The organism is Stenotrophomonas sp. Steno-C15, assembly GCF_056393265.1.
In genome coordinates, this window is the sequence record NZ_JBWJPF010000017.1 from 21047 (window position 1) to 40398 (window position 19352).

The window sequence follows — 19352 nt, forward strand, 5'->3', positions numbered from 1 at the left end:
CGGGACGCCTGTTTGCAGCGTGTCCCGGCCTGAAGGAGAACAACCATGAGCACCCATAACGAGTACGACTACATCATCATCGGCGCCGGTTCGGCCGGCAACGTGCTGGCCACCCGCCTGACCGAAGATGCCGATGTGAGCGTACTGCTGCTGGAAGCGGGTGGCCCGGACTACCGGCTCGACTTCCGCACCCAGATGCCGGCGGCGCTGGCGTTTCCGCTGCAGGGCAAGCGCTACAACTGGGCCTACAAGACCGATCCAGAGCCCTTCATGAACAACCGCCGCATGGACTGCGGCCGTGGCAAAGGCCTGGGCGGTTCGTCGCTGATCAACGGCATGTGCTACATCCGCGGCAACGCGATGGACTACGACAACTGGGCGAGCATGCCCGGCCTGGACGACTGGACCTATCTGGACTGCCTGCCCTACTTCCGCAAGGCCGAGACCCGCGACATCGGCCCCAACGATTACCACGGGGGCGATGGCCCGCTGCGGGTGACCACCCCCAAGGCCGGCAACAACGAACTGTTCGCAGCCATGGTTGAAGCCGGCGTGCAGGCAGGCTATCCGCGCACCGATGACCTCAACGGCTACCAGCAGGAAGGCTTCGGCCCGATGGACCGCACGGTCACGCCGAAGGGCCGCCGCTCCAGCACCGCCCGCGGCTATCTGGATCTGGCCAGGCCGCGCCCGAACCTGACCATCGTCACCCACGCGCTGACCGACCGCATCCTGTTCTCCGGCAAGCGCGCGGTGGGCGTGCAGTGGCTGCGCAACGACCAGCCGCAGCGTGCCACTGCCCGCCGCGAGGTGCTGTTGTGCGGCGGCGCCATCGCCTCGCCACAGATCCTGCAGCGCTCCGGCGTGGGCCCGGCCGATCTGCTGCGCAGCCTCGACATCGAGCTGGTGCATCACCTGCCGGGCGTCGGCGCCAATCTGCAGGATCACCTGGAGATGTATCTCCAGTACGAATGCAAGAAGCCGGTCTCGTTGGCGCCGGCGCTGAAGCTGTACAACCAGCCGGCAATCGGCGCTGAATGGCTGTTCCTGGGCACCGGTATCGGCGCCAGCAACCAGTTCGAAGCCGGCGGCTTCATCCGCAGCGATGCCGAGTTCGACTGGCCCAACCTGCAGTATCACTTCCTGCCGGTGGCCATCAACTACAACGGGTCCAATCCGATCAAGGCACACAGCTTCCAGATGCATGTCGGCTCGATGCGCTCGCCCAGCCGGGGCCGCATCCATGTCCGCTCCAAAGATCCGCGCGAGCATCCGAGCATCCTGTTCAACTACATGTCGCACGACCAGGACTGGCGCGAGTTCCGCGCGGCGATCCGCATCACCCGCGAGATCTTCGCGCAGCCGGCACTGGCTCCATACAGCGGCCGCGAGATTTCGCCGGGCAGTGCACTGCAGACCGATGCGCAGATCGACGCGTTCGTCCGTGAGCATGCTGAAACGGCATACCACCCGTCCTGCTCCAACAAGATGGGCCACGCCGATGATCCGATGGCGGTGGTGGACGGCCAGGGCCGCGTGCATGGTCTGGAGGCCCTGCGCATCGTCGACGCCTCGATCATGCCGCAGGTGGTGACCGGCAATCTCAACGCGCCGACCATCATGATCGCCGAAAAGCTCGCCGACGTGATCCGCGGCCGTGCGCCGCTGCCCCGCAGCACCGCGCCCTACTACAAGGCCAATGGTGCGCCGGTGCGCAGGCAGGGCTGAGCACCGCACGCACCCTGAAACACCCGCCGGGCATGGCCCAGCGCTGCCAGTTCGGTGGCGCGGGGCCATGCCCGGCGGCATTTGACGCGATCGCACAGGCCGTCGCGCGATGCCCTCTTCGCGTTTCCCCTACGGCGGGGTATGCTGCAATGACCGGCCGCTGTCAGTACGCTCAGGGTCGGACCCAACAATCACGATTCCTGGAGGGGGAATATGAGTCTGGATCGTCCCTGGCTGCAGAGCTATCCGAAAGGCGTTCCCGCCGAGATCGACGTCAACGAATTCCATTCGGTAGCCTCCGTCTTCGACGCCTCCGTCGCCAAGTACCGCGACCGCCCCGCCTACTCCAGTTTCGGCAAGGTCCTCACCTATGGCGAGACCGATGCGCTGGTTGACCAGTTCGCGGCCTACCTGCTGGGTGAGCTCAAGCTCAAGAAGGGCGACCGCGTCGCCCTGATGATGCCCAACTGCCTGCAGTACCCGGTCGCCACCTTCGGCGTGCTGCGTGCGGGCCTGACCGTGGTCAACGTCAACCCGCTGTATACCGCACGCGAACTCAAGCACCAGCTGGTCGACGCCGGCGCCTCGGTGCTGGTGGTGGTCGACAACTTCGGCGACACCGTCCAGCAGGTCATCGCCGACACGCCGGTCAGGCAGGTGGTCACCACCGGTCTGGGCGATCTGCTCGGCGCGAAGGGCGCGATCGTCAACTTCGTACTGAAGTACGTCAAGAAGATGGTGCCCAACTATCACGTGAAGGGCGCCATCCGCTTCAAGCAGGCACTCAAGCTCGGCAGCCGCCACACCCTGCCCGAGGTCGAGATCGACCACGACGACGTGGCGTTCCTGCAGTACACCGGCGGCACCACCGGCGTGGCCAAGGGCGCGATGCTGACCAACCGCAACCTGATCGCCAACATGCAGCAGGCCTCGGCATGGCTGTCGACCTCCGGCATCGAGCCGGGCAAGGAAGTGATCATCACCGCGCTGCCGCTGTACCACATCTTCGCGTTGACCGCGAACGGTCTGGTCTTCATGAAGTTCGGCGGCTGCAATCATCTGATCACCAATCCGCGCGACATGAAGGGCTTCGTCAAGGAGCTCAAGGGCACGCGCTTCACCGCCATCACCGGCGTCAACACGCTGTTCAACGGTCTGCTCAATACGCCCGGTTTCGATGAGATCGATTTCTCGTCGGTGAAGTTCACCCTGGGCGGCGGCATGGCGGTGCAGCGCGCTGTGGCCGAGCGCTGGAAGAAGGTTACCGGGGTGACGTTGGTCGAGGCCTACGGCCTGACCGAAACCTCGCCGGCCGCCTGCATCAACCCGCTTACCCTGCCGGAGTACAACGGCTCCATCGGCCTGCCGATCCCGTCCACCGATGCGTGCATCAAGGACGACAACGGCAACATCCTGCCGCTGGGTGAAGTGGGCGAGCTGTGCATCAAGGGCCCGCAGGTGATGAAGGGCTACTGGCAGCGCCCCGAAGAGACCGCCCAGGCGATCGACAGCGACGGCTGGCTGCATACCGGCGACATGGCGAAGATGGATGAACGGGGTTTCTTCTACATCGTCGACCGCAAGAAGGACATGATCCTGGTGTCCGGCTTCAATGTGTATCCGAACGAGGTCGAAGACGTCATCGCGATGATGCCGGGCGTGCTGGAAGTGGCCGCGGTCGGCGTGCCGGACGAGAAGTCCGGCGAAGTGGTCAAGGTGGTGATCGTGAAGAAGGATCCGAACCTGACCGCCGAAATGGTCAAGGAGCATGCCCGGGCAAATCTGACCGGTTACAAGCACCCGCGCATCGTGGAGTTCCGCAAGGAACTGCCGAAGACCAATGTCGGCAAGATCCTCCGTCGCGAGCTGCGCGATACGCCCGCACAGTAAGGGTTTCCACGGTTCGACGCAGCTCAGGGCCCCGCCGGCGACGGCGGGGCCCTTTTCGTTGGCGGCCAGCACGGGCGGCGGCCGCTTGCAGGCGGTTCACGAGCGGTGCATAGAATCACTCGCCACCGCACGTTCCGCCCACTCCCTCACATTCCATCTCTCCGTCCGCTCTGCGGTTGGCCGGACGGTCACTCGGAGAACACCCATGTCTGCAGTACGCCCCATCATCACCCGTCCGTCGCAGCACCCGACCCTGCGCATCACCGAGGAAACCGAACGGGATGTCTACTGGATCCACATGCATGCCAACCTGGTCAACCAGCCGGGCCGCCCGTGCTTTGCCTCACGCCTGGTAGACGACATCGTCGACTATCAGCGTGAACTGGGAGACCGTCTCAGTGCCGCCCACGTTCTCTCGCCTCACGTGGTCCTGGCCTCCGATAGTGACGTATTCAACCTGGGCGGTGACCTCGAACTGTTCTGCCGGCTGATCCGCGAGGGCGACCGTGCCCGCCTGCTCGACTATGCGCAGCGCTGCGTGCGCGGCGTGCATGCGTTCCACGCCGGGCTGGGCGCACGCGCCCACAGCATCGCGCTGGTCCAGGGCAATGCACTGGGCGGCGGCTTCGAGGCCGCGCTGAGCTGCCATACCATCGTCGCCGAAGAAGGCGTGCTGATGGGACTGCCGGAGGTGCTGTTCGACCTGTTCCCGGGCATGGGCGCCTACTCCTTCCTGTGCCAGCGGGTCAGCCCGCGGCTGGCCGAGAAGATCATGCTGGAGGGCAACCTCTTCACCGCCCGGCAGTTGAAGGACATGGGCCTGGTGGATGTCGTCGTGCCGGTGGGCGAAGGCGTTGCGGCGGTCGAACAGGTGATCCGGGACAGCCGGCGCATTCCGCACGCCTGGGCGGCCATGCGCGAAGTGAACGAGATCGCCACCATGGTGCCGCTGCACGAAATGATGCGCATCACCGAGATCTGGGTCGACACCGCCATGCAGTTGGGCGAGAAGTCGCTGCGGACCATGGACCGGCTGGTCCGCGCCCAGGCCCGCCGCAATGGCGAGGCGGGCTGACAGACCTCGCGGTCAGGAGGGCGTGCGTTCCCCGTCGTCGCGTTGCTGGATGCCTGCGACGCGGGACGCCAGCGCTTTCCTGCCGATGCGCAGTGCACCTACCAGGCTGGACAGGCGCATTGTCCACTCGGCCTTCAATTGCCAGTCGGCCATGCGCATCATCTCGCCACTGGCGGCAGCAACCTGGACCAGGCCCAGGTTGCTCGCCACGCCACGCAGGGCGTGGGCGTGTTCGCGGAAGTCCTCCCAGTCCAGCCGCTCGCCACAGGCCTGCATCTGCGCCATGCTCGCGTCCACATCGACCAGGCACTGGTCGATGAACTTGCGTTCGAAGCCATCGCCCATGCCCAGTGACGCCAGCTCGTCCAGCACGGCGGTGTCGAGTACGCCGTCACCGACCTCCATGGCCGGTACCGACTGGATGCCCGGCTCGGTGCGCGTGTTGGCGGCCACATCGGCCAACACCTCCAGCAGACGCGTCGCGACGACCGGCTTGGCCAGGAATGCACGTGCACCTGCCTGCTCACAGCGCAGGATGGATTCCGGGGTGACATCGGCGCTGAGCACCATCACCGGCACATACGGCAGGCCACTGGCCTGCATCACCCGCAGCTGCTTGAGCAGGTCCAGGCCGCTCATGCCGGGCATGTGCAGATCAACGATGGCTGCGTCGTAATTGGCCTGCTCGAGAGCGTCGAGCACCTCGACCCCACCATTGACGCATGTGACCTTGTGGCCGGCCTTCTCGAGCAACCGCTGCAGCACCATGCGGTTGGCGGCATGGTCATCGGCAACCAGCACCCGCAGGCTGCGTACACGGGCCCGATGGCGCAGGAATGGATTGGAGAACGCAATGACGTTTCCGCCCTCCGGCAGCTCGCCCTGCACGTCCGGCGTCGGCGCCACGTCCAGCGCGATTTCCACCCAGAACACGCTGCCGCGCGGCGTGTTCGGCAGGTAACCGACCTGCCCGCCCATCGATTCGACCAGCCCCTTGGCGATCGCCGTACCCAGTCCGGTGCCTTCATGGCGGCGGGCCAGGCCGACGTCGGCCTGCTCGAAGGCGTTGAACAGGCGGCTGCGCAGGGCCACGGGTACGCCGATGCCGCTGTCGAGGATCTCGAAACGCAGCCGGGCACGCTCGCTGCCACGCTCGTCATGGCTGCTGACACGCAGATGGACGAAGCCACTGTCGGTGAACTTCACCGCGTTGCCCATCAGATTCAGCAGAATCTGCTGCAGATGGCCGGCGTCGCCGAACAACCGTGGCGGAACGTTGTCGTCCACGTCGACGCGATACTCCAATGACTTGGAACGCGTCTGCGGGGTGAGGATCAGGTTGATCGCCTGCAGCACGTCGGCCAGCGCGAACTCATGCCATTCCACCCGGACCTTGCCCGCCTCGATCGCCGAGATGTCCAGCACCTCCTCCACCAGCGCCAGCAGGCTGCGGGTGGACGCCTGGATGGTGCTGAGGCACTCGCGCTGCTCCTCATCCAGCCGCGTGGTGGCCAGCACTTCGGTCATGCCGGCCAGGCCGTTGAGCGGCGTACGGAATTCGTGGCTCATGTTCGCCAGGAAACGGCTCTTGGCTTCGTTGGCCTGGCGCGCTTCGGCCACCGCACGGGTCAAGGCATGCAGCAGCGAATCGAAGTACAGCGGAATCGCGCCCAGGCCCAGCAGCAGGCCCCAGCCGAGGTAGTCGTGGCTGCGCCAGTAGGGCGACAGCATCACGGTACACAGGAAAGCCAGGCACCCCATTGCGGTTGCCACCCGCAGGTAGGTGCTGCCGTAGCGCATGCCGTTGCCGATCGTGACCCACAGCATCACCGCGTACAGCGGAGCTGCCGGCTCACCCTGAATGGCCATGATCCAGGCCATGCACGTGTAGTCGGTCAGCATGCCGATCACGCGGCGGACGTGTGACACCCCGGGATCGACCAGGATCGCCACCAGCAGGCCCGCCGAGATGGCCAGCTCGAAGGCGAGGATCAGCCACGTCGTGGTCAGCGTCTCGCCACCCGCGCTCAGGTAGCGCCAGCCGAGATAGCTGATGAACAGCGCGGTGATCACGATGCGGATCAGGTTCTGCGCGTGCTCGCTGTCCTCGCGTCCGGACAGCCGTTGCTTCACCCGGGCCAGCAGCGACCGGGCCGGGGAGGATTCAACGGCAGGAGTGTCCATGGGGGGATGTCGCATCCGTCGTCGCAACAGGGAGGAGCAGCACAGCGGAACCGCCACCAGGCCCAGCCACAGGGGCACGGCCAGGCTGGGGTTGTCACGCCAATACGGTGTCAACAGCACGGTGGTACCGAAGCTGACCAGGGCCATGGCGATCGCCACGCCCAGGTAGCGGTTGCCGAAGCGCAGGCCATTGCCCACCGTGACCCACATCACCACCGCATAGACCCAGGCCAGAGGCTCGCCCATCTGCACCATGCCGACCGTCATCAACCCATAGTCGGCGACCATGCCGACCACCCTGCGCGCATCGGAGCGCCCCGGCTTCCACAGCAACCAGGCGAACAGCAGCAGGGATATCGACAGCCCGGTCAGCACGGTCACGAGCACGCCCTGGTACTGCTCCAGGCGATGCATCCGGGCCCCGGACAGCAGTACGTAAACCAGGATCAGCGAGATCAGCGCGATCCGCACTATCACCTGCCCGTGCTCGGAGTCGGGCCGCTGCGACAGCCGGCGCTTCAGCCGTGCGAACAGGTCCTGCATCTCATCCACCCGGTCGCGTGGAGGCCGTCGAGTGCTGCGCGCAGATGTCCAGCAGTTGCTGGCGGCCCCGCAGCAGCGCATCCACGCAGCGGGGGTCGAACAGGCGGCCACGCTGGGCATACAGATAGGCCAGCGTTGCTTCCATCGTCCAGGCTTCCTTGTATGGACGCGGGGAAATCAGGGCGTCAAAGACATCGGCGACGGCAACGATGCGCGCTTCCAGTGGAATCGCTTCGCCTACCAGCCCATCGGGGTAACCACTGCCGTCGTAGCGTTCATGGTGGCGCAGCGCGATCAGCGCACCGACCTGGATGAAGCGGTTCTGGCTGCCGCTGAGCAGTTCATGGCCGATGCGCGGGTGACGGCGCATGATCGCCAGCTCCTCTTCATTGAGCTTGCCCTGCTTGAGCAGCACCGCATCCGGTATGGCGATCTTGCCCATGTCGTGCAGGGGCGCCGCCATCTCGATCAGCCGTACCTCGTCTTCCGGCAGGCCCAGCTGCTCGGCGATAAGCCCGGCCACGCGGGCCATCCGCTCCAGGTAGGCACTGGTGCCGGCGTCACGAAACTCGATCGCACGAGCCAATCGCGACAAGGTCTCGCGCTCCCGCTCCTCGACCTCGTGCATGCTGGCGAGCAGGCGCTGTTCCAGTGACAGCGCGCGCTGTTTCACGTTCTCGGTCTGCTGGCGCAGCTGCAGCAGGTTGTAGCAGCGCGCCCGCAGTTCGCGCGGGCGGATCGGCTTGACCAGGAAGTCGATCACGCCTGCCTCCAGCGCGGCCTGCCGGATCGGCTCGTCGCCCACCACGGTGATCAGGATCACGGGGATGTCGCGATGTTTGGGCAGGCGCCGGAAGCGGCGGGCGAATTCCAGCCCGTCCATTTCCGGCATGCGGTAGTCGAGCAGCAGCAGGTCGACCGGGTGCGATTCGCACCAGGCCAGCGCGGTCAGGGGATCGCCGAAGTCATGCACGCTCAGTTCCGGCGCAATGTCCTCGATGACGTGCCGCAGCATCGTCCGCGCGGAGGTCTGGTCATCGACGATGACGATGTTCAACGTGTACTCCGCCTGGTTTCTCGACCACGCTTGGTCATCAGCAGGCGTGGAAACGCTGCCGCTGCGCACGCTGGCACCCTGCATCGGACTGACTCCCGTGTCATGCGTCCCGGTTCATGATCGTGGTCACATTGTGAAGCGGGCTCTCCACATTGCGCTCTTCCCCGTCACCGATCAAGCCATAGCCGGCGTCAAGGTAGTGCAATTACGATACGCCGAGTGCCAGAGACGTCAATTGCGCCGTCCCGTTTCGGGACGGCGCGCACAAACGGGAGTCACAAAACCCCGGCTCAGTGCTCCGGACGCATGTACGGGAACAGCAGCACGTCGCGGATGGAGCTGCTGCCGGTCAGCAGCATCACCAGGCGGTCGACGCCGATGCCGAGGCCGCCGGTCGGCGCCATGCCGTACTCCAGCGCGCGGATGTAGTCGGCATCGTAGTGCATGGCCTCGTCATCGCCCCCCTCCTTGGCGGCCACCTGGGCCTGGAAACGCTGGGCCTGATCCTCCGGGTCGTTCAGCTCGGAGAAGCCGTTGGCAAGCTCCTTGCCGTTCACGAACAGCTCGAAGCGATCGGTGTAGCCGGGGTCGTTGTCGTTGGCACGCGCCAGCGGCGAGACCTCCACCGGATGATCGGTGATGAAGGTGGGCTGGATCAGGGTGTGCTCGACGGTGGCTTCGAAGATCTCCAGCAGCAGTTTGCCCCAGCCGTAGGACGGCTTGACCTTGATCTTCAGGCGCTCGCAGTGCCGCAGCAGCGCTTCGCGGTCGGTGCAGTCGGCAGCGGAGATCTCCGGATTGTGGTGCCGCACGGCCTCGTCCATCCGCCAGCGGCGGAACGCCGGGCCGAGATCGATCTTCGCGCCGTCCCACTCCACTTCGGTAGTGCCGTTCACCGTCCTGGCCACGTCCCGGATCACGCCTTCGGTCAGGTCCATGATCTCGTTGTACGTGGCGTAGGCCTCGTACAGCTCCATCATGGTGAACTCCGGGTTGTGCCGGGTGCTGACGCCTTCATTGCGGAAATTGCGGTTGATTTCGTACACCCGCTCCAGGCCACCGACGGTCAGGCGCTTCAGGTACAACTCCGGCGCTACGCGCAGGTACAGGTCCAGGTCCAGCGCGTTGTGATGGGTGGTGAACGGCTTGGCCGCCGCACCGCCGGGGATGTAATGCATCATCGGCGTCTCGACTTCGAGGAAGTCGCGGTTGTCCAGCCACGCGCGCATGGCACGGATGATCTTCGAGCGCTTGATGAACACCGCGCGCGACTCCGGGGTCACGATCAGATCGACGTAACGCTGGCGGTAGCGCTGCTCGACGTCGGCCAGGCCATGCCACTTGTCCGGAAGCGGACGCAGCGACTTGGTCAGCAGTCGGATCGTTGCGGCCTTGACCGACAGTTCACCGGTGCGGGTACGGGTCAGGCCGCCCTCGACGGCGATGATGTCACCCACGTCCCAGCCCTTGAAAGCAGCGTAGTCATCGCCCAGGGCCGCGCCCTGCAGGAACAGCTGGATGCGGCCGGACTCGTCCTGGATCTGGGCGAAGCTGGCCTTGCCCATGATGCGCTTGGCCATCAGGCGTCCGGCCATGCGCACCTGGCGGCCATTGGCTTCCAGGGCCTCGGCGGTCCAGGTTTCGGCGTCGCTGTACTCGTCCTGCAGCTGGCCGGCGAAGTCCTCGCGACGGAAGTCGTTCGGGTACGCGATCCCCTGCCCGCGCAGCGCTTTGAGTTTCTCGCGGCGCTCGGCGATCAACTTGTTTTCGTCGACGGAAGGGGTTTCGGTAGCTTCGCTCATGGATCTGCGGGAATCGTGTAGTTGGGGGAGTCTTGCGCCCGGCACGGCCGGCTGCACAGCATAGCAAAACCACCCTGCCCCGGCCCTGGCCGGCGCCCACGGCCCGGTAGCGCCGGGCCATGCCCGGCGGTCAGTCGGCAGGAATCCCCGGGCGTGGCCCGGCGCTACCTCAGGCATTCCCGGGGAACGCCTGCCGCAATTCATCCACCAGCACCCGCTCGTTCTCCGCATAGTCGATCGGCACCGACACCAGGTGCACCCCGCCTTCGTTGAACGCCGCCTCCAGCGTCGGGATGAGCTGCTCGATGGCCGTCACTTCGTGGCCCTTGCAACCATAGGCCTCGGCATACCTGACGAAGTCCGGATTGCCGAAGGTCATCCCATAGTCGGTGAAGCCATCCACCGCCTGCTTCCAGCGGATCATGCCGTAGGCACCATCGTTGAGGATCAGCACCACCAGGTTCAGCCCCAGCCGCCGCGCGGTTTCCAGCTCCTGGCTGTTCATCATGAAGCCGCCGTCGCCACACACCGCCAGCACCCGGCGCTGCGGGTACAGGATCGAGGCCATGATCGCCGAAGGCAGGCCCGCGCCCATCGTGGCAAGCGCATTGTCCAGAAGCAGCGTATTGGCTACCTGGGTGCGGTAATTGCGCGCGAACCATATCTTGTACATGCCATTGTCCAGCGCCACGATGCCGTCGGGCGGCATCACCCGGCGCACGTCGTGGACCAGCCGCTGCGGGGTGAACCGGGCCTCTTCGGCACGGTCGGCGAGATGGTCGAGGATGGTGGCCCGCAGCGGCAGCAGCGCATCGGCATGGGCCACCTGGCCTTCGATGCGGTCGGCCAGCTGGGTCAGCGAGCGGCCGATATCGCCGATCACCTCCACCTGCGGGAAGTAGACCTGCTCGACCGCCGCCTGCGAATAGCCGATGTGGATGACGGTCGGTCCGCCCGGCCGCATCACGAAAGGCGGCTTCTCGGTCACTTCATGGCCGATGGTGACGATCACGTCGGCCTGGTCGATGGCCATATGCACATAGTCGCGTTCGGTCAGCGCGGCGGTCCCCATGTACAGGCCTGATCCGCCCGCCACCGCACCCTTGCCCATCTGCGTGGTGAAGAAGGGAATGCCGGCACGCAGCACGAAGGCTGACAGCGCGTCGCTGGACTGCGGCCGTGACGCCGCGGAGGCGATCATCAGCAGCGGACGCTTCGCATTGCGGATGATCTGCGCGGCGCGATCGAGCGCCTCGGGACTGGCGATCGGTCGATCCACCGCATGCGTCGGGATCAATGCCACATCCTCGACTTCAGTGGCCGCGATGTCCTCCGGCAGTTCCAGCAGGACCGGGCCCGGACGTTCTTCCTGCGCGACACGGAATGCCTCGCGGACGATGGTCGGGATAGTGCGCGCCGATACGATCTGCCGCGCCTGCTTGGTCAGCGGCTTCATCGTGCTGACGATGTCGACGATCTGGAAGCGCGCCTGCTTGCTGGCGACGATGCCCTTCTGCCCGGTGATCATGATCACCGGCCATGCGCCCAGCAGCGCGTAGGCCGCACCGGTGGTGAAGTTGAGGGCACCCGGGCCGAGCGTGGCCAGGCACACGCCCGGCTTGCCGGTCAGGCGTCCGTAGGTGGCCGCCATGAACACCGCCGCCTGCTCATGGCGGGTGATGACCAGCTCGATGCTGGAATGGCGCAGCGACTCGACGACATCGAGGTTCTCTTCGCCGGGAATACCGAAAATACGTTCGACGCCCTCGTTCTCGAGCGCCGCGACAAGCAGATCTGAACCCTTGGACATGGGAATGCCGTCCCTCTTCACTGGACTGGTGGTGGATCGTTACAGGAAGGATGCAAGCCGTGCGTCAACGACGGTCGAACCACACGGTCTGCGCGTTCACGAACTCGCGGATGCCGAAATGCGACAGCTCGCGGCCGAAGCCACTCTTCTTCACGCCACCGATCGGCACGCGCGGGTCGGACGCGGAGAATCCGTTGACGAACACGCCGCCGGTCTGCAGCCTGCGTGCCAGCCGCATCGCGCGCTCGCGATCGCCGCTCCACAGGTTGCCGCTGAGGCCGAATTCGCTCTGGTTGGCCAGCTCCACCGCATGATCGGCATCGCGTGCGCGGCTGATCGAAGCCACCGGGCCGAAGGTCTCGGTATCGAACGCCTGCATGCCCGGCTCGACACCGGCCAGCACCGTGGGGGCATAGAAGCTGCCCGGACGATCCAGCTGATGACCGCCGACCAGCAGCTGCGCGCCGGCCTCTACCGATGCACGCACCTGCGCATCGAGCTGCTCGAGCAGGTCCTGCCGGGCCATGGGACCGATGCGGTTGCCGGGTTCACGGCCATCACCGACGGTCAGCGCCTGCACCTTCGCGCAGAACTGCGCCACGAAACGGTCGTACACGCCGTCCTCGACGATGATGCGCTTGCCGGCGATGCAGACCTGTCCGGTGTTTTGGAAGCGCGAGGCGAGTGCCGCATCCACCGCCGCGTCGAGGTCGGCATCGTCCAGCACGATGAAGGGGTCCGAGCCCCCCAGTTCCAGCACGACCTTCTTCAATGCCTGCCCGGCCTGCGCGGCAATGCTGCGGCCTGCGCCGACGCTGCCGGTCAGGGTGACGGCTGCGATGCGGTCATCGGCGATGGCACGGCTGGTGCCCTCACGGCTGATGTTGGCGGCGATGAAGGTGCCATCCGGCAGGCCCGCGTCGCGCCAGGCGGCGTCGAGCAGATGGGCGGTACCGACGATGTTCTCGGCCGGCTTGAGCAGGAAACCATTGCCTCCCATCAGGATCGGCACCGCTGCGCGCATCACCTGCCAGTACGGGAAATTCCACGGCATGATGCCCAGCACCACGCCCAGTGGCAGGTAGGACACGTAGGCCTTGTCATCGGGAACCAGCGTCGGCTCGTCGCGCAGGTACTGTGCGCCGTTATCCGCATACCACTCGCAGAGCACCGCGCACTTCTCGATTTCGGCCAACGATTCGGCATGGACCTTGCCCATCTCGGCGGTGGCCAGCGCCGCAAGCGATTCGCGGTCGCGGCGCAGGACCGCGGCCATCGCACGCAGGACATCGGCGCGCTGCTCCAGCGACTGCGCGCTCCAGGCGCCAAAGCCGGCCTGGCCTCGATCGAGGATCACCTCCAGCTCGGCGTCGGTAACGAATGGATGGCGGGCGATTTCCTGGCCGGTGGCCGGATCGAGGGAAATCGCAATGGCGGGGGCAGCGGACATGCAGGGCTCCTGTTGTCTCGGCAACGGGCCGATTGCCCGTCTCCTGTCAGGAATGTGGACCCGAAGCTGCCGCGCAACAAGGCGTCTGCTTATCCTGTGACCTGCACTTACCTGCCTGAATGGGGTTGCTGGCAGGGCTGTGCCCTGCCCCCTACGCCACAGCCAAGCAACAGCAGAAGCTGGATTCCTGCGGGATGGCGGGGGTGGGGCCGATGGCGGGAGACGCCGTGAACCCCGCCATGGGGGCTTGGCAGCCGCATCCATGCCGCGGACACAGTTTCCCGCGATCTGTTGGAAGTACTCTCGGGGTCAGATCCGTTTTCCGCAGGAAAACGGATCTGACCCCGGAATTTCATCCGATATCTGACAGATGTGTCGACCAAGGTCGACACCCACCCACCAACAACAGCGCGAGATCTGTCAGAGGTGGGGCGGTGTGGGTTGTCAGGACCGTTGGCGCCATGGATGGCGCCATCGAGCCCCCAGGGATGGGTTTACGGCGTGTCCTGACAACCCGCACCGCCCCGCCATCCCACGGAATGCACGCTGTTGCTGTTGCTGTTGCCGTGGCTTGAAGCCTCTGCGGGTGCAGGGCGCAGCCCTGCCGACCCACCTACTTTCGCGGCAGGTAGGTGACCAACGACAGGTCGTGCCGGCTCTCCGGCACCAGCGCCACGTACTGCAGGTCCAGCAACCCGCGCGTGGGGTGGTTCAGCTTCTTCGCCCCCTCGTCGAAGCGGCGCACATCATGCTCCGGCCACCACTGCCGGAACGTATCGCTGTGGGCAGCGATGTCCTCGGCCAGCGCCAGGAAAGGCGCCTTGTCCTGCGCCTGCGCCATCGCCGCGCGGAAGCCGGCCAGCAGGCCCCGGGCCATCTCCTCCCAGTTGAGGATCAACGTGCGATAAGGCGGATACAGGAACATCAGCCGCAGCGTGTTGCGCTCATGCGGCGCCAGCTGGCTGTAGTCGACGAACAGTTCGGCAATGGCCGGATTCCAGGCCAGGATGTCGAAACGGGTGTTGCGTACGTAGGCCGGGATCGGCTGCATCGCGTCCACCAGCTGGCGCAGGCCATCAGTCACGCTTTCATCTGGCGACTCCAGCGGAACGCCATAGCCGGACAGCGCGAACGCATATGCGCGCTCGTCATCGCTCATCCGCAACACCCGGGCCAGGCGCTCGAGCACTTCCGGCGACGCACGCACTTCACGTCCCTGCTCGATCCAGGTGTACCAGCTGACACTGACCCCCACCGCCAGCGCCACTTCCTCGCGCTTCAGGCCGGGGGTACGCCTGCGCCCGGCCGGCAGGCCCAGCGTGGCCGGGTCGACACGGGCGCGGCAGGCCTTGAGGAAACCGCCGAGCTCCCTGCGTTCACTCTCGCTGCGCATCATCGCCCTCCGTTGCGGAAGGCGATGATATCGGCGCAGGCGTGCGCATCAGGCATCGACGCGCTTGGACCCCACCGCCAGGCCGGCCTTCAGGCTGGCCTCGACGAACTCATCGAGGTCACCATCGAGCACCTTCTGCGTATCGGAACGCTCGATGCCCGTGCGCAGGTCCTTGATGCGGCTCTGATCAAGCACGTAATTGCGGATCTGGCTGCCCCAGCCGATGTCGGACTTGGTCGCTTCCACGGCATCCTTCTCCGCGTTGCGCTTCTGGATCTCGAGCTCGTAGAGCTTTGCGGCCAGCATCTTCATCGCGTTGTCGCGGTTCTGGTGCTGGCTGCGGCCGGTCTGGCACGCCACCACGATGTTGGTCGGAATGTGGGTGATACGCACCGCCGACTCGGTCTTGTTGACGTGCTGACCACCGGCGCCGGACGAACGGTAGACGTCGGTGCGCAGATCGGCCGGGTTGATGGTGATGTCGATGTTGTCGTCGATCTCCGGCGAAACGAACACCGAGGTGAAGCTGGTGTGGCGACGGTTGTCCGAGTCGAACGGCGACTTGCGCACCAGGCGGTGCACGCCGGTCTCGGTCTTCAGCCAGCCATAGGCATAGTCACCTTCCACGCGCAGGGTGGCCGACTTGATGCCCGCCACATCACCGCCGGAAACTTCCATCAGCTCGGTCTTCCAGCCACGCGATTCGCACCAGCGCAGGTACATGCGCAGCAGGATCTCGGCCCAGTCCTGGGCTTCGGTACCACCGGCACCGGCCTGGATGTCGACGAACGCAGCGGCATTGTCCATCTCGCCGGAGAACATGCGCTGGAACTCCAGCTTCTCGACGTGCGACTGGTGCTTGTCCAGATCGGCAACCACGGCCAGCGCGGTGTCCTCGTCCTGCTCGGACTCGGCCAGCTCCAGCAGCTCGGTCGCATCCTTCAGGCCATCGAGCACCGAGGCGATGCCGCCCACGGTCTTTTCCAGGCTGGATCGCTCGCGCCCCAGGTTCTGGGCGTACTCGGCGTTGTTCCAGACGTCGGGGTTTTCAAGCTCCCGCGTTACTTCTTCAAGACGCTCTTTCTTGGCGTCGTAGTCAAAGATACCCCCGAAGCGACAGCACGCGATCGGTCAGATCGGTGATGCGCTGGCGGACAGGATTCAGTTCGATCATGTCGGCTGTCGTGCGTTCAAAAAATGACTGCCAATGATAACGCAGGCGCCCGGCAGGCGGCGAGGCACCCCCAGCGGCCCGGCCGGCGGCTGGACACGGGCCGGGCTGAAGCCGGTAGACTTCCCGGCCGCCGCGGCAACAGGGGGACGCGCGGCCCATCCCAATCCAAGGAGCACCATTTCAATGAAGATCATGCGTTCCACCCTGTGCCTGGCCGCCTGCCTGCTGGCCGCCAATGCCTCGGCCATCGACCTGAAGGGCCTGACCAGCACCGGCCTGAAGGCCGGCAAGGCGCTGACCCTGTCCGACGCAGAGGTCTCGGCGGCCGCCGACCAGGCCTGCGCCTACATGGACAAGGAGAACCAGCTGGCACCCGCCAACGATCCCTATGCCCAGCGCCTGGCCAAGATCACCCAGGGGCTCGCCAACGAGGACGGCCTGAACCTGAACTTCAAGGTCTACCGGACCGCCGATGTCAACGCCTGGGCGATGGCCAACGGCTGCGTCCGCGTCTACACCGGCCTGATGGACATGGCCAGTGATGACGAGGTCCGTGGCGTGATCGGCCACGAAATCGGCCACGTGAAGCTGGGCCACAGCAAGACCAAGATGCGCACCGCACTGCTCGCATCGGCCGGCCGCGAAGGCCTGGCAGCGTCGGGCAACGGCAACCTGACCCAGCTCAGCCAGGGCCAGCTCGGCGACCTCGCCGAGGGTTTCGTCAACGCCCAGTTCTCGCAGAAGGAAGAGAGCGCGGCGGACGAGTACGGCTACCAGTTCATGAAGCGCCACAACTATGATCCGGCAGCCCTGGCCAGCATGTTCCGCAAGCTGTCCAGCGAAGGCGGCCTGATGTCGTCGCACCCCGGCTCGGAAGCCCGCGCCGCGCGCATCGACGCGATGATCAAGAAGGACAGGAAGTAAGCACGAAGGGGGCGGGCGCTCCGCAGGTCCGCCCGCCCCTATCCTCCCGCCAGCGCCTGCCGCAGCAGCGGCAGCTGGCGCCTGCTGCAGGGAATCTTGGCCCCATCGGCCATGTGCAGCAGGGCCTCGCCGCCATCCAGCGGCTCGATGGAGCGCAGCTGCCCGCGGTTGATCAGCCAGCTGCGATGCGGCCGCAGGAACACCAGCGGATCCAGCCGCAGCTCCAGCACCGCCATGGTGATCCGCAGCGGATAGTCATGGCCGCGGACCCTCAGATTCACGTAGTTGCCAGCGGCCTGGGCGTACTCGACGTCCTCGGTGGCGACCAGGAATTCCTTGCCCAGCTTGCGCACCAGGAAGTGCTGCGGGCGCTCGACCGGCTCGACCGGCGGACCGACATCCGGCGCGGCCAGCAGGGATGCCTCACCCTGGCGGCGGCGGCCGAACCAGCCGGCAAGGTGCTCCAGCGCCACGAACAACGCGAACGTGCGGACATCCTTCAGGTACTCGTAGGCAAAGCGCTGCAACCAGCCGTCATCGTCCTGGTAGTGATGGCCCAGTGCGGCGTACGCGAGGTGGCGGATCACCATCATCCCCACCACGTGCAGCAGCGACCACCCCACGCTGGCCAGCAGGTACAGCGCCAGCAGGCGCTTCCAGGTGTCGGCATGCAACGGCCAGCGCTCGCACCCCCACCACAGCAGCGGCAGGGTCAGCAGCACCGCTCCGGCACTGCTGAACTCCCAGACCAGGGGCTCCCACAGGGCCAGGGCGGTGCCGTGGCGCCCGGAATCCATCACTTCCACCAGCGCGTTCGTCACTGCGGTCGCCGACAGGATCGCGGCCCACACCAGCAGGCGACTTGACGTTCGCCAGCGCGGCAGTCTGCCCTGAGCCATTGCTGCATCCATCTCGTCGCGGTCCCTCAGCGTGCATCAAGGGAGCGAGCGTAGCCTCCCCGTTGATCCCGGCACGCCCGCCATTGGTCACTACCGCGGCACCGGTGGCCCCCTGCCGCTTACGCCGCCACCTTTGCGGACGCAGTCTGGCGTCACCTTCCTGCCGGTTGCGGCCATGACCCGACGCCATGACATCGACACGCTCCGCGTGCTCGCCTTCGCCCTGCTCATCCTTTACCACGCGGCCATGGCCTATGTGGATGGCTGGGGCTTCCATCTCAAGAGCGCCTACACCGCCGAGTGGCTGCAGTGGCCGATGATCGCTCTGAACCGCTGGCGCATGCCACTGCTGTTCGTGATCTCGGGTATCGCTCTGGGCCTCTCGCTGCCGCGGCACGGGCGGCACCGGTTCGCACTGAAACGCAGCGGACGCCTGCTGCTGCCCCTGTTGTTCGGCATCGTCGCGATCGTCTCGCTGCAGGCCTACTGCGAAGCGGTGGACAAGGGCGATGTGACGCCAGGACTCGGCGCCTTCCTGTGGCGTTACTGGCAGTTCCGGCCGTGGCCGGGCGCGCATTTCGACGGCGCAGCCTACGGCTTCACCTGGAATCACCTGTGGTATCTGGCGTACCTGGTGCCCTACACCCTGCTGGCCATCGCGCTGGCCGGTCCGATGCAGGCCCTGTGGGCGCGGCTGCCGTCATGGCGGCCCGATGACCGCCTGATCGCGATCGTCGGCCTGCTGCTGCCGGTGCTCTGGCTGGCCTGGGCCCTGCTGGTGGTGATGCCTGCGTGGCCGCCCACCCATGCGCTGCTGAACGACCTCTACGTGCATGCCGAATCCCTGCCCCTGTTCCTGGCCGGTTTCTGGGCCGCACGCTGGCAACGCGGCTGGGACCTGCTCGTGCGCGGCCGGCGCCTGACGTTGGCGCTGGCCTTGATCGGGCTGCTGGTCGAACTCGGCATCCGCGCCCTGGGCCGGATGCCGGACCTTGGCCAGCTCGATCCATGGGTGCTGTCGCTGCCATGGGCGCAGACCGAGCGCGTCGGCCGGGCCCTGTACACCTGGTGCGCACTGCTGGCGATGTTCGGCTGGGCCCGCGTGCTGGTCGACCGGCCGTGGCGTGGCCTCGACTACTGCCGAGAGGCGGTCTTCAGCTGGTACATCCTGCACCAGACCGTGCTGATCGTCCTGCTCTACTGGCTGCGGCCCCTTCAGCTCGGCCCCTGGCTGGAACCGGCTCTGCTGGTTGCCGGCACCGTCGCCGGCTGCCTGCTGATCCACGAGCTGCTGATCCGTCGTGTCCGCTGGCTGCGTCCCCTGTTCGGCCTGCGCGTCCATCCGCCATCGCCTTCGGTGGCAGGCGCAGCGACGGCACCGTGACACCATCGCGTGGAGCCGGGTCATGCCCGGCTCCGACTC

13 protein-coding genes are annotated in these 19352 nt (G+C 66.1%); 5 read left to right on the forward strand and 8 right to left on the reverse strand.

Annotated features, from left to right (window positions below; genetic code table 11):
• Positions 1–45 precede the first annotated feature (45 nt).
• The 3 genes from betA (at position 46) to rpfF (ending at position 4693) form a co-directional block, all read left to right on the forward strand.
• The gene (gene betA, locus AC06FB_RS13350; protein ID WP_197572222.1) at positions 46–1728 is read left to right on the forward strand and encodes a choline dehydrogenase; all 1683 of its coding nucleotides are present in this window, start codon (positions 46–48) and stop codon (positions 1726–1728) included.
• A gap of 213 nt (positions 1729–1941) precedes the next feature.
• Positions 1942–3618 (forward strand): long-chain fatty acid--CoA ligase, encoded by a 1677-nt coding sequence (locus tag AC06FB_RS13355; RefSeq protein WP_065175618.1) that lies wholly within the window; start codon positions 1942–1944, stop codon positions 3616–3618.
• Between the two features lie 205 nt (positions 3619–3823).
• Positions 3824–4693, forward strand: coding sequence for a diffusible signal factor synthase RpfF (rpfF, locus tag AC06FB_RS13360; RefSeq protein ID WP_053520223.1), 870 nt, complete (start codon positions 3824–3826; stop codon positions 4691–4693).
• Positions 4694–4705: 12 nt separating this feature from the next.
• Here rpfF and AC06FB_RS13365 read toward each other — a convergent pair whose 3' ends face one another.
• From AC06FB_RS13365 to prfB, 7 genes are all read right to left on the reverse strand, one after another.
• Positions 4706–7420 carry a response regulator gene (locus tag AC06FB_RS13365; protein WP_478053770.1) on the reverse strand — a complete coding sequence of 905 codons (2715 nt, stop codon included), beginning with the start codon at positions 7418–7420 and terminating at the stop codon, positions 4706–4708.
• A gap of 1 nt (position 7421) precedes the next feature.
• Positions 7422–8561, reverse strand: coding sequence for a cyclic di-GMP phosphodiesterase response regulator RpfG (gene rpfG, locus AC06FB_RS13370; protein WP_053520222.1), 1140 nt, complete (start codon positions 8559–8561; stop codon positions 7422–7424).
• 206 nt (positions 8562–8767) lie between these two features.
• The gene (gene lysS / locus AC06FB_RS13375; RefSeq protein WP_053520221.1) at positions 8768–10279 is read right to left on the reverse strand and encodes a lysine--tRNA ligase; all 1512 of its coding nucleotides are present in this window, start codon (positions 10277–10279) and stop codon (positions 8768–8770) included.
• A 169-nt stretch (positions 10280–10448) separates the two neighbouring features.
• Positions 10449–12089: an acetolactate synthase large subunit gene (locus AC06FB_RS13380; protein ID WP_478053771.1), complete on the reverse strand. Its 1641-nt coding sequence runs from the start codon at positions 12087–12089 to the stop codon at positions 10449–10451.
• A gap of 64 nt (positions 12090–12153) precedes the next feature.
• The gene (locus AC06FB_RS13385) at positions 12154–13539 is read right to left on the reverse strand and encodes an NAD-dependent succinate-semialdehyde dehydrogenase (protein WP_461289671.1); all 1386 of its coding nucleotides are present in this window, start codon (positions 13537–13539) and stop codon (positions 12154–12156) included.
• A 613-nt stretch (positions 13540–14152) separates the two neighbouring features.
• Positions 14153–14935 carry a helix-turn-helix transcriptional regulator gene (locus tag AC06FB_RS13390; RefSeq protein WP_053519318.1) on the reverse strand — a complete coding sequence of 261 codons (783 nt, stop codon included), beginning with the start codon at positions 14933–14935 and terminating at the stop codon, positions 14153–14155.
• 45 nt (positions 14936–14980) lie between these two features.
• A protein-coding gene (gene prfB, locus AC06FB_RS13395) for a peptide chain release factor 2 (RefSeq protein WP_111186457.1) occupies positions 14981–16106 on the reverse strand; the annotation gives its coding sequence in 2 pieces (ribosomal slippage) (positions 14981–16030 and positions 16032–16106; 1125 coding nt in all).
• A 183-nt stretch (positions 16107–16289) separates the two neighbouring features.
• Here prfB and AC06FB_RS13400 point away from each other — a divergent pair.
• Positions 16290–17030, forward strand: coding sequence for a M48 family metallopeptidase (locus tag AC06FB_RS13400; RefSeq protein ID WP_053519322.1), 741 nt, complete (start codon positions 16290–16292; stop codon positions 17028–17030).
• Positions 17031–17068: 38 nt separating this feature from the next.
• Here the strand turns inward: AC06FB_RS13400 and AC06FB_RS13405 are convergent, their stop codons facing one another.
• Positions 17069–17929, reverse strand: a complete 861-nt coding sequence (locus AC06FB_RS13405) for a LytTR family DNA-binding domain-containing protein (RefSeq protein WP_478053772.1) — start codon at positions 17927–17929, stop codon at positions 17069–17071.
• Positions 17930–18104: 175 nt separating this feature from the next.
• On the opposite strand from AC06FB_RS13405, the gene AC06FB_RS13410 reads away from it, so the two are divergent.
• Positions 18105–19313 carry an acyltransferase family protein gene (locus AC06FB_RS13410; RefSeq protein WP_197571078.1) on the forward strand — a complete coding sequence of 403 codons (1209 nt, stop codon included), beginning with the start codon at positions 18105–18107 and terminating at the stop codon, positions 19311–19313.
• Positions 19314–19352 lie beyond the last annotated feature (39 nt).

Bases quoted from the DNA above. Each gene is read 5' to 3' on its own strand.
- AC06FB_RS13355 (WP_065175618.1), top strand. From the start codon at position 1,942: ATGAGTCTGGATCGTCCCTGGCTGCAGAGCTATCCGAAAGGCGTTCCC.
- lysS (WP_053520221.1), bottom strand. From the start codon at position 10,279: ATGAGCGAAGCTACCGAAACCCCTTCCGTCGACGAAAACAAGTTGATC.
- AC06FB_RS13400 (WP_053519322.1), top strand. From the start codon at position 16,290: ATGAAGATCATGCGTTCCACCCTGTGCCTGGCCGCCTGCCTGCTGGCC.
- AC06FB_RS13410 (WP_197571078.1), top strand. From the start codon at position 18,105: ATGACCCGACGCCATGACATCGACACGCTCCGCGTGCTCGCCTTCGCC.
- betA (WP_197572222.1), top strand. From the start codon at position 46: ATGAGCACCCATAACGAGTACGACTACATCATCATCGGCGCCGGTTCG.
- AC06FB_RS13405 (WP_478053772.1), bottom strand. From the start codon at position 17,929: ATGGCTCAGGGCAGACTGCCGCGCTGGCGAACGTCAAGTCGCCTGCTG.
- rpfG (WP_053520222.1), bottom strand. From the start codon at position 8,561: ATGCAGGGTGCCAGCGTGCGCAGCGGCAGCGTTTCCACGCCTGCTGAT.
- AC06FB_RS13390 (WP_053519318.1), bottom strand. From the start codon at position 14,935: ATGATGCGCAGCGAGAGTGAACGCAGGGAGCTCGGCGGTTTCCTCAAG.
- rpfF (WP_053520223.1), top strand. From the start codon at position 3,824: ATGTCTGCAGTACGCCCCATCATCACCCGTCCGTCGCAGCACCCGACC.
- AC06FB_RS13385 (WP_461289671.1), bottom strand. From the start codon at position 13,539: ATGTCCGCTGCCCCCGCCATTGCGATTTCCCTCGATCCGGCCACCGGC.
- AC06FB_RS13365 (WP_478053770.1), bottom strand. From the start codon at position 7,420: ATGCAGGACCTGTTCGCACGGCTGAAGCGCCGGCTGTCGCAGCGGCCC.
- AC06FB_RS13380 (WP_478053771.1), bottom strand. From the start codon at position 12,089: ATGTCCAAGGGTTCAGATCTGCTTGTCGCGGCGCTCGAGAACGAGGGC.